This window comes from Thioalkalivibrio sp. ALJ2 (assembly GCF_000378325.1).
Taxonomy (GTDB): domain Bacteria; phylum Pseudomonadota; class Gammaproteobacteria; order Ectothiorhodospirales; family Ectothiorhodospiraceae; genus Thioalkalivibrio.
In genome coordinates this window covers 193,666-207,161 of sequence record NZ_KB899559.1, presented here as the reverse complement: position 1 = coordinate 207,161, position 13,496 = coordinate 193,666, and the positions used below count along the sequence as shown (strand labels likewise).

At 66.2% G+C, this 13,496-nt stretch carries 13 protein-coding genes and 1 pseudogene; all 14 read left to right on the top strand.

Features of this window, described 5'->3' with window-relative positions:
- Positions 1-1,059 (top strand): autotransporter outer membrane beta-barrel domain-containing protein (locus tag F468_RS0112425; RefSeq protein WP_018995284.1); only part of this gene is annotated, 1,059 nt, incomplete at its 5' end.
- Positions 1,060-1,258: 199 nt separating this feature from the next.
- On the top strand, positions 1,259-1,771 hold the full coding sequence (locus tag F468_RS0112420; RefSeq protein ID WP_018139069.1) for a molybdopterin-dependent oxidoreductase: 513 nt from the start codon (positions 1,259-1,261) through the stop codon (positions 1,769-1,771).
- A gap of 107 nt (positions 1,772-1,878) precedes the next feature.
- Entirely contained in the window at positions 1,879-3,609 is a 1,731-nt protein-coding gene (locus F468_RS13825; protein ID WP_038049261.1) for a PAS domain-containing sensor histidine kinase, read from the top strand.
- Positions 3,587-4,699: a response regulator gene (locus tag F468_RS0112405; RefSeq protein WP_018139072.1), complete on the top strand. Its 1,113-nt coding sequence runs from the start codon at positions 3,587-3,589 to the stop codon at positions 4,697-4,699. Before F468_RS13825 ends, F468_RS0112405 begins: the two co-directional genes overlap by 23 nt.
- A gap of 183 nt (positions 4,700-4,882) precedes the next feature.
- A pseudogene (locus F468_RS14685) lies at positions 4,883-5,164 on the top strand (ABC transporter substrate-binding protein); the annotation flags it as partial.
- A 421-nt stretch (positions 5,165-5,585) separates the two neighbouring features.
- Entirely contained in the window at positions 5,586-6,125 is a 540-nt protein-coding gene (locus tag F468_RS0112395; RefSeq protein ID WP_018139074.1) for an invasion associated locus B family protein, read from the top strand.
- A 34-nt stretch (positions 6,126-6,159) separates the two neighbouring features.
- Complete coding sequence (locus F468_RS0112390) at positions 6,160-6,714, top strand: Na+/H+ antiporter subunit E (protein WP_026296539.1); 555 nt, start codon at positions 6,160-6,162, stop codon at positions 6,712-6,714.
- Positions 6,711-7,028 (top strand): monovalent cation/H+ antiporter complex subunit F, encoded by a 318-nt coding sequence (locus tag F468_RS0112385; RefSeq protein ID WP_018139076.1) that lies wholly within the window; start codon positions 6,711-6,713, stop codon positions 7,026-7,028. The genes F468_RS0112390 and F468_RS0112385 overlap by 4 nt, the downstream gene beginning before the upstream one ends.
- Positions 7,018-7,314, top strand: coding sequence for a monovalent cation/H(+) antiporter subunit G (locus tag F468_RS0112380; RefSeq protein WP_018139077.1), 297 nt, complete (start codon positions 7,018-7,020; stop codon positions 7,312-7,314). The genes F468_RS0112385 and F468_RS0112380 overlap by 11 nt, the downstream gene beginning before the upstream one ends.
- Positions 7,311-8,306, top strand: coding sequence for a hydrogenase subunit MbhD domain-containing protein (locus F468_RS0112375; RefSeq protein ID WP_018995280.1), 996 nt, complete (start codon positions 7,311-7,313; stop codon positions 8,304-8,306). The genes F468_RS0112380 and F468_RS0112375 overlap by 4 nt, the downstream gene beginning before the upstream one ends.
- 19 nt (positions 8,307-8,325) lie before the next feature.
- Entirely contained in the window at positions 8,326-8,727 is a 402-nt protein-coding gene (locus F468_RS0112370; protein ID WP_018995279.1) for a cation:proton antiporter subunit C, read from the top strand.
- Entirely contained in the window at positions 8,724-10,208 is a 1,485-nt protein-coding gene (locus F468_RS0112365) for a complex I subunit 5 family protein (protein ID WP_018174512.1), read from the top strand. Before F468_RS0112370 ends, F468_RS0112365 begins: the two co-directional genes overlap by 4 nt.
- Positions 10,205-11,728 (top strand): complex I subunit 5 family protein, encoded by a 1,524-nt coding sequence (locus tag F468_RS0112360; protein ID WP_018995278.1) that lies wholly within the window; start codon positions 10,205-10,207, stop codon positions 11,726-11,728. Before F468_RS0112365 ends, F468_RS0112360 begins: the two co-directional genes overlap by 4 nt.
- On the top strand, positions 11,725-13,449 hold the full coding sequence (locus F468_RS0112355; protein WP_018649385.1) for a complex I subunit 5 family protein: 1,725 nt from the start codon (positions 11,725-11,727) through the stop codon (positions 13,447-13,449). The genes F468_RS0112360 and F468_RS0112355 overlap by 4 nt, the downstream gene beginning before the upstream one ends.
- The last annotated feature ends 47 nt before the right edge of the window (positions 13,450-13,496 follow it).

Sequence of the window (13,496 nt, the reverse complement as noted above, 5' to 3'; positions counted from 1 at the left end):
ATGGACGAAGATCAGGCACGCGCCGCGCTGGATGACCTGTCCGGCGTCGAACATACGCATGTTCAACAGATCGGTCTGCGCGGTGCCCAGCGCTTCCGCTCCGGCCTCAATGGCCGCATGTCGGGTCGCTCGAGTGGCCCGGCGTTCGGCGAAATGGCAAGCCTCGATCAATTGATGGGCCTGCAGCTGGCCTCCGCCGGGCAGGCACGCGACCTCGTGGAGGGTGAATCGGGTCCCAACCGCGGTTGGTGGGTGACCGCCGAGGGGGGTCGAGGCGACATCGACGACACGTCCAATGCCTCCGGAGCCGATTACGATTTCGGGGGGATCAGTGTCGGGTTCGATACGCCGGTCTCGGACAACGTCTTCGTCGGCGCGGCCATGGGATACACCCGCAACCGTGCCTCCACCGCAAGCGGAGACCTTGACGTCGATTCGTTCCATCTGGCCGGTTACGGTGGCTGGCAGCAGGATGCCCTGTACGCACGCGGCAGTCTGGGCGTCGGATACCACCGGGCGGATTCCGAACGCTCTGTTGCCACGCTGAACGAGACCGCCACCGCCGACTACTCGGCCCGAGGCATCGGGACCGGCATCGAAGTGGGCTATGTCTTCGAAGTCACGGACGTCGCGCGGGTGACCCCCTTTGGCGGCCTCGACTACGAGTATCTGCGCCGCAGCAGCTTCAGCGAATCCGGCGCGGGAGCCGCCAATCTCGATGTCGACAGCGAAAGCGAATACTCCCTCCGCAGCCAGGCGGGCGTACGTTTCGACCAGACCTTCGACACCACAGGTGGCTGGGTGGCCCCCTACGCCGAGGCAGCCTGGGTCCATGAACACGGTGATCGCGCGAGCCGGATGGATACGGCCTTCTCTGGCGACTCCGCAGGCCGATTCACCATCGAAGGGCCGCGCCTGAGCCGCAACCGCGCTCGCATCGCCCTGGGGGTGCAATCCCAGTTGAACAGCAACAGCTTCCTCAACGCGGGCTATCAGGGGGAAATCGCAGGCTCCGATGACCTCCATGCAATCGGCGTGTCCTTCCGGCGGACCTGGTAAGGCACCTTGAGGTCCGGGCGCTCTTCAGCCCGGACCTCACTCTTCCTTTCTGCCGACGAATGACGGTGCAGATCGGCCTTTCATGTCGACAGAATTTTCGCGACACTCTTCACAGAATGACCGTGGACCCTTGGGAGGAGAAGCTGTGCCAGTGCGATCAAGATGCTTCTTGCACAAGGCCGCGCCACGCACGGCAACGATGCTGGCCGCATTGCTGGCCCTGCCGGGCACCGCTTCAGGCACGAATCCCGATGCTCCCGGCAATGGCTTCGATCCCAAGGCCGAACCCACTGGCGAGGTAATCCTTCGGGTCGAGGGGAAGATCCGTCATACCAACGACGGAGACCGCTCCGTGCTGGATCGAGCGATGCTGGACCGCCTCCCGCAACGAGAGATGAATACCTCTACGGTGGTAACAGACGGGGTGAATCGCTTCGAGGGTTTCCTGTTGCGCGATCTGCTGGAGGCCCTGGGCGCGGAAGGTGAAGAAGTCGTGGCCACTGCCCTCAACGACTACATCGTGGAAATCCCGATGGAGGATTTCCACGAGTACGACGTGATCGTGGCCCACACTCAGGATGGAGAACCCCTGACGCCTCGAGACAAGGGACCGCTGTGGATCGTCTACCCGCGGGATGATCACACCGAACTGGATGACATCCGCTATGACTACCGCTGGGTCTGGCAGCTGGCGCATGTGGAGGTGCGATGACGGCAAGCGCGAGCCGGGGCCAGACAGCCATCCTCGAGACCGATCCCACCCATTCTTCCCGACCGCGATTGCGTCGGGTTTCGACATATGCCCTGCCAGTGCTGGCAGTGCTGACATTCGCAGCCTTCCTTACAGTGTCACTGGTGCGCCTGCACGAGGTGGAACAGGACATGCGCACCAACGTGGACGAGAACATGCTCTGGGTCATCACTCAGGCTCAGGTTGCGAGTCACCGTCTGGACCAAGCGGTCTACCGACTCACCATGGGTGACCCCGATGCTCAGCCCGGCCTTCGCTATGACGTGCTCGCCAGCCGTCTGGCACTGCTGGACGCGGGGCCACAACGGCGCTATCTGGATCAGGCCGACCAGGAAAGACCCCTTGACGAGAGTCTTGAGCACCTCTCCAGTCTTGAGGGTCTGGTCGAGAATGTTGCTGCGGACAACACCGCCGCTGCGGATGCCGTTCACGCCGAACTTGGTCCGTTGATGTCAGCCCTCAACCGCATTGCCAATGCCGTGATGATCGAGGAATGGGAAAGCACAGGTGCACGCCTGGACGAACACCGCGCCAACCTGATCCAGGCGATCGCGATGATGGCGGGAATCCTCGTCAGCGGGATGATCCTGGCCACTCTGATGATGGTCGCATTGCGCCAGCGCCGGCACGCGCAGAATGCGCTGGCCGCCCATCGCGATCATCTGGAACTGGAGGTCCGCAATCGTACCCGTGACCTGGAAGCGGAACGCCGTCGCGTTGTGGATGCGATCGATACTGCACCTGACGGCTTCGCCGCCTTCGACTCGAACGGCCGCCTTATCCTGGTCAATCCACAATTCGCCAGCTTGTTGCCATTGCCCGGGCAAGTGCCGAGCCAGGGTCAATCGCTGGAATCGCTCCTCGACCAGATCCGCTCCGTCACTCGCCCGGATACCGAACAGGCCGACCCGCAGGAGATTACCGCTGATGACGGCGCACAGTACGACCTGGAGGTCCCCGGACGCGGCTGGGTCCAGATGACCTTGCGACGCACCGACGACGGCGGGCAGGTACTCCGCCTGGCGGATATCACCAGCTACAAGGATGCCGCCCGCAGCCTGGAGCATTCGCTGCAACGCGAGCGCGGGGTCAGCGAGTTCTACCGCAGCTTTGCGGCCATGGCCTCGCACCAGTTTCGAACCCCGCTGGCCATTATCGATTCCGGTCTGCAGCGATTGCTGCGCCGCGGCGAGGACATGGGCCGCGAAACTCGACAGCAGCGCTATCGCCAGCTGCGCGATGCGGTTGCCCACATGACCCGGCTGATCGAGAACGCCCTGACTTCGGCGCGTCTTGAGGGTGGCCACGTGGCTGCCTCCACCTCGCTGTGCGACCTGCGCCCCCTGGTCGAGCGGGCGATCGAAACCCAGCATCTCATCACGCCCGACAACCCCATCCATCTGGAAGTCGAGCCGGACGGACCGGTATTCGCGCGATGTGATCACGCACTGGTCGAACAGATCCTGGCGAATCTTCTGTCGAACGCGGGTAAATACTCACCCGAAACCTCGGCGATCGAAGTCGAGCTCCGCTCGACCCGAGAGAAAACCCTGTGCCGTGTGACCGACCACGGCATCGGCATCCCTGTCGAGGATCAACCCCGCCTGTTCGACCGCTTTTTCCGGGCACGCAACGCCAAGCGACACCGGGGGATCGGACTGGGGCTTGGGATCGCGCGCCAGCTAGCCACCATTCAAGGCGGCGACCTCAGCGTACGATCCAGAGAAGGGAAAGGTTCCACATTCACACTAGAGCTCCCGTGCGGACAGGACCAGGATGACCGGCTCGAAACCGACTGAGGCATCAACCCCGGCCGCGCGCATCCTCTGCGCCGAAGACGAAGCACTGCTTCGACGGGACATCTGTGACGAACTGACCGAGGCTGGCTACGTTGCCATCGAAGCGGCACACGGAGACGAAGCCATGGAGCAGATCGACGCCGTCTGTCCCGATCTGATCCTCTGCGACATCAACATGCCCGGCAAGAATGGCTATGAACTGCTGGCCGAAGTTCGGGAACAGGGGCCGCATCTAGCCGAAACACCCTTTGTCTTTCTGACTGCACTGTCAGACCCTCGCGAGGTCGTCGAAGGCAAGCGCGCGGGTGCCGACGACTACCTCGTCAAGCCGGTGGACTTCGATCTCCTGCTGGCCACAGTGGAAGCTCGTCTCCGGCAAGTACGCCGGATACGCGAAAAGAACGACGATGAACTGACCGACCTGCGCCACACCCTTAACGATCTGGGTATGCGAAAGAACACCCCGAACCTGGAGGTTGCAGCCAAGGCGCTAGACCCCGTCGCCCCCGGCGTGATCCTGGTCGACGCTGGCCGGCGTACCCTGCTCTTTAATCGTGCCGCTCGGCGTATGGCCACCGGGGCGCTGACATTGAGCGAAGGAACCCCCCCACAGGCGGTGCATGCCGAAGAGGACCGCCGCCTGCATCAGGCCCTGCGAAGGGTCCTCGACGACTGCGAAAACACCAGCGATACGATCGAATGCTTGCGGCTGCCCCGTGATGGGCGCCATCGGGATCTGTTGGCCATGATTTATCCACTCCCCGACGAGGAAGAAGCGGCCCCCCGGAACGGGTCGCCAGATGACGGCAACGACCCTGCTGCCATTATCCTGCTCTCGGACCCCGAGCGACAGGGACAGCTCCCGAAGGAGATTGTGGCCCGCCTGTTCGATCTGACCCCCACGGAAGCACATATCGCCCTGGCCTTGGCAGAAGGCTGGCGCACCGCCGATATAGCACACCATCTTGGGGTCTCCATTACCACGGTCAACTTCCACCTTCGTAATCTGTTCCAGAAGACCGACACACACAGGCAGGCAGAGCTCGTCGCCCTGGTGCTTGCGGGATCCATGACACTAACCCTCGAGTGACTTGGATGGCGCTACATATCGCCAACATTCCCGAGTTGTGCCTGCGCGTAGTCAACGCACCGCCCCGGCATTCCCTTCCATACAGGCCCGTACAACCGGGCGCGCGGTTGCGTCTGCCTGTGCTGGACGAATCGTGAAAAGGCCCCGAATTGACCATGGATTTCCCCCCGGATACTGTCCTTTATGGACGCGGCCATGGCCTACCTGCTCGCGCGGGGTCTGGAAGAAGGCGGCCTCGAACGGGACAAGGTCGATATCGTTCGTGTCGATGCCGCCCGTCACGAGGAAGCCTTCCTGAACGAGAAGGTTGGTGCCCTGGCGACCTTCGAGCCAACCCGAGCCCGGCTGCTGAATGAGGGCGCCGAGGAACTGTTCGACAGCACCGAGATCCCGGGCGAGATCATCGATGTGCTGGTAGTCCGGCGCGAGGCGATGGATCACCACCCCGGACATCTCCGACAGCTGGTGGATGCATGGTTCGGGGCACTGGACTACATGGATGCCGAACCCGGCCCCGCAAGGGCAACCATGGCACGGTACAACGACCTCAGCGAAGCGGAGCTCGAAGGCGCACTGTTCGGAGTCCGCTTTACAACGCGAGCGGAGAACTGCGAGGCCCTGCCGATGGAAGCGAATCGCTGCGCGCCAGCACCAAACACCTGGCCGGTGTACTCGATGACCAGCACCGCCCCGAGCGCCCGACGCCATACTGGCCAGTCGGGCACTAGCGGGCGGACGGTGACCCGGGTCGCGACCCCGCAGAATTTCGGGGGCCGAGGAACACCGGCCTGGCGATATGGTCTCGAAGATGCACAAAGATGGTTGCCCCAAGGGGGTGCCATTGACCATCCTGTAACGTTGAACATTTGTCACCGGAGCACACTGAATGAATATCCGCCCCCTCCGCGCAGGCCTGATCCCGGCTCTTCTTCTGGCCCTGCCCGGCCTGGCCATGGCCCAGGCGCAGACCGACCCGCAGATGGAAGAGCAGATGCAGCAGCAGGAGCCGGAGACCACGACCTACCAGGACTGGGAGGTCGCCTGCATCGAGACCCAGGGCGGCGAGCGCTGCCGCATGCAGCAGACGCTGCAGATCCAGGACGAGCAGGCGCAGGGCGCCTACCTGCAGGCGTCGGTTTTCCGCGACGGTGACAGCTACATCATCGAGATCCTGCTGCCACTGGGCGTGGACCTGCGCCCCGGCATCCTGATGCAGGTGGATGACGATGGCGAGGAAATCGAGGCCCCCTACATCGCCTGCGTGGAGCAGGGCTGCGTCGCGGGCCATGAGCTCAGCGAGAGCCAGTTCAACGCGATGCGTGGCGGCAGTGCGCTGACGGTCGGCTTCTGGCCGCTGCACGGCGACCAGCCGCTGGCCTTCGACGTCTCGCTGATGGGCTTCACCGACGCCAGCGAGCGGCTCTAGGCCTTCGCTTGGCTGCGCCACACGGGCCGGTACAATGACCCGTGTGGCGAAGCACAGGGACGCAACGAGCCGGGCCGGTCTCAACCGCGCCCGGGCACGCTGGCGGCGGGCAGCCTGGACTGTCCTGGCCGCCGCCGTGCTTTGGTGGATGCTGGCCGGGCTGGATGCCCTGCTGGAACCCCTGGCACTGCTCGCGGTTCTGTTGGCCGGGGCCGCCAGCCTCGTACTGCCCACCGGTCGCCCCCTCGCCGTCCGATTCCGGGCCATACCGGGCCTGATCGGCTATTTCCTGCGAGCTTCCTTCCTCGGCGGTATCGACATCGCCCGACGCGCACTGGACCCCAAGCTGCCCATCGCGCCGGACTTCATCGAGTACCGGGCCGACCTCCCGCATGGACCACCGCTGACCCTCTTCATGGCCGTGCTCAGCCTGCTCCCGGGGACCCTCAGCGTTCGCCTCGAGGGGCGCCTGCTGACCGTGCATGTGCTGGATCGCCACAGCCAACCTGAAATGGCCCTGCGTGAGCTTGAGAAACGCATCCATGCCGCCTTCGAAGACCCACGCCGGCAATCAGAGGAGACACAATGACTGTCTTCTATCTGGGTGCCGCACTCTTTCTGCTGGCGACGATCCTGCTCGGCCTGATCCGTGTGCTACGTGGCCCAGGCTCCGGCGACCGCATGCTGGCCGCCCAGCTGTTCGGCACCACCGGCGTCACCATCCTGCTGCTGCTGTCACTGACGCTGGAGACCCCGGCACTGGTCGACGTCGCGCTGGTCTTCGCGTTGCTGGCGGTGGTGGCCGCGGTCGCGTTCGTCCGCCAGCACGGCCTGCCGGAACCGTCGGGCACCCCCATCCATCAGCGCCACGGCCAGAAAAAGGAGCCGGACGATGATCGCTAACACCCTGACCGTGATCCTGATCCTTTCCGGGCTCGTGTTCTTCGCGGCCGGTACGGCCGGGCTGCTGCGCTTCCCGGATGTGTACTCCCGCCTGCACGCCCTGACCAAGGCGGACAACGTCGGGCTGGGGCTGGTGATCCTCGGCCTGATGCTGCAGGCCGGCGGGCCGGCGGACATCCTCAAGCTGTTCCTGATCTGGGTGCTGGTCCTGGCGGCCGGCACCACGGCCGCGCACATGGTGGCGCAACGCACCTGGACTCACGGGGAATTCGAGTCCGATCGATGAGCGACCTGCTCCTCGTCGTCTTCGATCTGGTCCTGCTGGTCGGACTCCTCGGGGTCGCCTGGCGCTGCCTCGCGAGCACCGACCTGTTCCGAGCGGTGGTGCTGTTCATCACCTTCGGGCTGCTACTCGCGCTGGCCTGGGTGCGTCTGGAGGCCCCGGACATCGCCCTGGCCGAGGCCGCGATTGGTGCCGGTATTACCGGTGCCCTCTTGCTGGTCACGCTGGAGCGGTTGCGCAGCATCGCGGTCGAACGCCGACGCGGGCGTCCCGACCAGCCACCCGACCCCGCCGGTGCCGATGCCCTGCTGCACGCCCTGCATGACCCCCCGCCACCGCGACGGACCTTTGTCCCCGCGCTGACCTTTGCCCTGGTGGTCGGCGGACTCATGGTCACCGCCCTGTGGCACCAGCCGGACGCCGTGGGTCTGGAACCGGTGGTCGACGAACACATGGGCGTCTCGGGCGTGGATCACCCGATCACCGCCGTGTTGCTGAACTTTCGCGCCTATGACACCTTCCTGGAGCTGGCGATCGTGCTGATCGCCCTGCTCGGGGCCTGGTCGCTGGGCCGCTACGATCGCCTGCCGGCACGCCCGGCGCCGGGCCCGATCCTCCCCGGTACCCTCCGGCTCCTGGTGCCCGTCGCGATCGTCACCGGCGTGTATATCCTCTGGGCGGGCAGCCATGCCCCGGGCGGTGCATTCCAGGCCGGGGCCATCCTGGGCGCCGCCGGCATCCTGCTGGTGCTGGCGCGGCCCCGCGACCTGCCGATGGCGCCGAGTACGCCGCTGCGGCTGGGCCTGGCCGCGGGGGTGGGCCTGTTCCTGGCGATCGGGGTCGTCGGGCTCTTCATCGGCCCGGGCCTGCTCGGCTATCCGCCCGAATGGGCCTACCCGCTGATCATCGTGATCGAGGTCGCGGCCACGTTGTCGATCGCGCTCACCCTGGTGGCGCTGTTCATTGCCGGACGGCCTGCCGGAGACGATCACTGATGGCCGGAGACGCACGCTGATGGAATGGCTCGCCCAGCAACTGGCCCCGGGCCTGATCTATCCGACGGTTGGCGCGGTCCTGTTCGCGCTCGGCTTGTACGGGCTGATCCGCCGTCACCACCTGGTCCTGCGGATTCTCGCGCTCAACATCATGGGTTCCGGGGTCTTCATGGTGCTGCTGGGCATTGCGGCCCGTGGCGAGGGCCCACCGGACCCGGTCGCGCAGGCGCTGACACTGACCGGCATCGTAGTCGCGGTCAGCGCCACGGCATTCGCGCTCGCGCTGGTCGTGCGCCTGGCGCGCATCACGGGCCAGGCGATGATGCTGCCCGGTCCGCCGGACGATGACGCGCCGGTGGACGACATCTCGCGCGAGGAACATGCCCCCTCGGCGGAGTACGAGCGGGAGCGTCGCGAATGAGCGAGACACCCGCCGCAATGCTCCCGCTTGCGATCAGCGGCCTGGTGGCCCTGTCGCTGGCGCTCGCGATCCTGGCCACGATCTGGCCCCGTCAGGCGCACCGGATTGGGGGTTATGGCGCGGTGCTGATGACCGCAGCCGTCGTGGTGCTGAGCGCCCTGTTCCTGGCCGCGGGACCCGACCCGGAGTCCGCGGCCACGCGCGTGGCGCTGGGCGGCTGGGAGGCACCACTGGGCGTGATGCTGCACCTGGATGGCCTGTCGATGACCTTGCTGGTACTGACCGGCGTGGTGGGGCTGGCAACCAGCCTGTACAGCCTCGGCTACGTGCACGACCCGATCGAACGTCGCCAGTTCTGGCCCCTGTGGCTATGGCTGTGGGCCGGGTTGAACATGCTGTTGCTGTCCGGCGATGCCTTCAACCTGTACATCTCGCTGGAGGTGGTGTCGCTGTCGGCGGTGGCGCTGGTGGCGTTCACCGGCACCGCCGCCGCGGTCTCCGGGGCAATGCGCTATATGCTGATCAACATCCTCGGCTCGCTCAGTTTCCTGATGGGGGTTGTACTCCTGTTCGGGGAGCACGGAGTACTGGACCTGGTGCTGCTGGAGGCGCGCACCGAGATCGGCCCCACCGAGCGCATGGCCGCGGTATTGATGACCGCCGGGCTGATGCTGAAGGCGGCGCTGTTCCCACTGCATGTCTGGCTCGCCCCGGCACACGGCTCCGCCCCGGCCCCGGTCAGTGCCGTACTCTCGGGCCTGGTAGTCACCGGCTCGTTCTACCTGATCCTGCGCCTGTGGATGGGGCCCTTTGCCCCGCTGGCCACACCGGCGTTCGGCATCCTGGTGGGGCTGCTCGGCGTGGCCGCGCTGGTCTGGGGCTCGGCCCAGGCCCTGCGGTCCGGGCGTCTGAAATCCATCGTTGCCTATTCCACGGTGGCCCAGTTCGGCTATCTGCTGATCGCCTTCCCGCTGATGCTGGTGGACTCCGGGGCATGGAGGGTCGTGGTGTTCTTTGCCGTCGTCCACGCGCTGGCCAAGGCCTCCGTCTTTCTCGCCGCCGGTACGCTGCAACACGCGGCCGGACATGACCGTCTGGCCGACATGGGCGCGATCCTGCGCGCCCGTGGACGCACCGTGTTTGCGCTCGGGCTGGCCGGGGTCAGCCTGATGGGCCTGCCCTTCACCGGCGGCTTCATCGCCAAATACCTGCTGCTGGAGGCAGGGCTGTCCACGATCCTGGCGGGCAGCCTGATCGGCGTGCTGTGGGTAATCGCGATTGCCGGTGGCGGGCTGCTCGCCGCCGGCTACGTACTGCGCATGGTGGCCCCGGCCTTTCACCGCGGGCCCCGGGACGCCGGTGAGGCCGTCTCGCCGTGGATGGACTGGGTGCCGCTGGGGCTGGCCGTGGTTGCGGCCGCCGCCGGATTCGCCGGCACCCTGACGCTGCACACCCTGACACTGACCCCGGGGGCGCCATGAGCGACGGCGGCTGGCTGCTCCTCGCCATCCTGATGAGTTCGCTGGGCCCGGGCCTGGCGATCTTCTTCCTGCCCGAACGGCGCTATGGCCTGCGGACCCTGCTGAACCTCGGCGGGGCCGGGACCAAGCTGGTACTGGTCGGCTGGCTGCTGCTGGGCGTCCTGCGCGGCGATGAATATCAGCTCAGCATCCCGCTGCTGCCGGGGATCGACTTCGTACTCGCGGCGGACGCCCTGTCCCTGCTGTTCGCCACCCTCTCAGCAGTGCTGTGGTTCGTCACCACCGTGTACGCCATCGGCTATCTGGAAGGTTCGCCACGTCGGAGCCGTTTTTTTGGCTTCTTTTCCCTTTGTGTCAGCGCCACGGTCGGGATCGCGCTGTCGGGCAACCTGATCACGCTGCTGATCTTCTACGAGCTGCTGACGCTGGCCACCTGGCCGCTGGTGGTGCACCGCGGCACACCCGCCGCCCTGCGCGCCGGACGCCTGTATCTGGCCTACACCCTGACCAGCGGGCTGGTGCTGTTCACCGCGATCGTCTGGCTGACGCTTCTGGCCGGTGCCGAATCCTTCGTGCCGGGCGGCTACCTCGGCGAACTCGCGACCACGCACGAGACCACGCTCAAGGTCCTGTTCGTGATGTTGATGATCGGGTTCGGGGTCAAGGCGGCTTTGGTGCCGCTGCACTCCTGGCTGCCGATCGCGATGGTCGCGCCCGCCCCTGTTAGTGCCCTGCTGCACGCGGTCGCGGTGGTCAAGGCCGGGGCCTTCGGGATTGTGCGGGTGGTGAACGACGTCTATGGCGCCGAGGTCACGATGGAACTCGGGCTCGCCGCAGGGCTGGTAGTGGTCGCCGCGATCACCATCCTGTACGGCTCGATCCAGGCCCTGCGCACGGACGACCTGAAGCAGCGGCTGGCCTTTTCTACCGTCAGCCAGGTCTCGTACATCGTGCTGGGTGTCGCGCTGGCCGGGCCGCTGGGGGTCATCGGCGGGCTTGTGCATCTGGTGCATCAGGGGATCACCAAGATCACGCTGTTCTTTTGTGCCGGCAACTTTGCCGAGACACTCGGCATCCACAAGATCAGCGAGCTGGACGGCGTGGGCCGCCGCATGCCGTTGACCATGCTGGCCTTTACCCTGGGCGCCCTGGGCATGATCGGGCTGCCGCCGCTCGCGGGCTTCGTCACCAAGTGGCATCTGGGCCTGGGGGCGCTGGAGGCCCAGTTCCACTGGGTACTGGCCGTGCTGATCGTCAGCAGCCTGCTCAATGCAGCGTATTTCCTGCCGCCGGTGATCCGCGGCTGGCTGGGCGAGCGACGCACGTCCTGGCACGAGCGTATGGTCGAACATAGCGGCCCCACACGCTTCGAGACCCACTGGATGCTGCTCGTCCCCACGATGTTCGTCGCGGCCCTGAGCCTGCTCGGCGGGCTGCTGGCGGGGATGAGCCTGAGCCCGCTCGACTGGGTGACCCTGATCGTGGAACGCGACTATTCGATCCCGGGGTTCGCGCCATGAACGCCCTGATCTGGCTCGCGATCCCCTTGGTCCCGCTGTTGCTCGCGGTACTGATCGGCCTGCGGCCGCACCGGACCCGCTTCAACCGTTGGGTCCCGTGGGCGGCATTGCCGGGCCTTGGAGGTGCGGCCTTCGGGGGCGATATCGAGCCCGCCACCCTGGACTGGCTGATGCTCAACACACTACTGGGCCTCGACCCTCTGGGGCAGGCCTTTCTGGCGTTGACCTCTGGGCTCTGGCTGGCGGCCGGCCTGTTTGCGCTGAGCGATCGCCAGGATGACCCGCTGCGTCACCGCTTCTACGCGTTCTGGCTGCTGGCGCTCTCCGGGAACCTGGGCCTGATCCTCGCCCAGGACGCCCTGAGCTTTTATCTGTTCTTCTCCCTGATGAGCCTGGCGGCCTATGGCCTGGTGGTGCACTCCAATACAGCGGAGGCCTGGCGCGCCGGACGCATCTATCTGATCCTGGCGGTCGTCGGCGAAATCCTGCTGTTTTCCGGCTTCGTCATGGCGATTCACCAGGCGGGTGGCGATACGCGGCTGACCGCGATCGCCGAGGCGCGCCCCGAAGGCTGGGGCCTTGCGTTGCTGGTGCTCGGGTTTGGCATCAAGGCCGGGATGCTTCCACTGCATTTCTGGCTGCCGCTGGCCCACCCGGCCGCACCAGTCGCGGCCAGCGCCGTGCTGTCGGGGGCGATGATCAAGGCCGGCCTGCTGGGCTGGCTGCGGGTATTGCCACTGGATGAGACCGGCCATGTGCTGCTCGGCGAGACCCTCGTGCTCCTGGGTCTGTCGGCAGCCTTCCTCGCCGCACTCGCCGGGGTTCTGCAGTCGCGTCCCAAGACCATCCTCGCGTACTCCAGCATCAGCCAGATGGGGCTGATGACGGCCGGGGTCGGGCTGGCACTCGCCCTGCCTGACCTGCGGGCCTGGCTGCTGATGGCCGTTACGCTCTACGCCGTGCACCACGGCTTTGCCAAGGGTGCGCTGTTCCTGGCCGCCGGGATGACCGCGCAGCGCCCCGCGGGTGGCACAGGCCGCCTGGCCTTTTTCCTGTTCGCGGTGCTGCCAGCACTCGCCCTGGCCGGGATGCCGATGACCAGCGGCGCGCTGGCCAAGAACACCCTGAAGGAACCGCTGTACGACGCCGATCTGGCCGGCTGGATGGCTCATACGGAGTTCGCCCTGACCCTGGCGGCCGCCGGCACAACGCTCCTGATGCTGCGCTTTCTCTGGCGCTGGTATCAGACACAGCAAGACACCCAGACGCCCCCGCGCGCGGACTCGCGCCGCTGGTGGGCCTGGGGTGGCCTGGCGGCGATGTCGCTGGTCTTCCCCCTGCTGGGGGTGGCAGTCGCCCCACCGGAGCAGGTTTCCGCCTGGGTCGTCCTGACGAGTCTGAGCCTTGTCTGGCCAATTGGTGTCGGCCTGGTCCTGGGGCTGCTGGCCTGGCGATGGGCCCGGGATCGCGATCGGCCGTGGCTGCAGGAAGGCGATCTCGTCGTGCCCCTGGAGTGGCTCGCGCACACCAGCCAGCGCCTGTGGCACCGCCGCCCTGCATTGATCGGCGTCGGGCGCCACCCGGCGCGCCTGCGCTGGGTACGCTACCGGCTTCGTGAACGGCTGGAACTGGCCGAGCGTGTACTCACCCGCTGGGAGACCATCGGCCTGCTGTTCGCCGCCGCGATGCTGGGTCTGTACCTGACCCTCTGGGCCGGTTGAGACACACACAAAAAAGGCCGACCCGAAAGGGCCGGCCTGATGGGCTC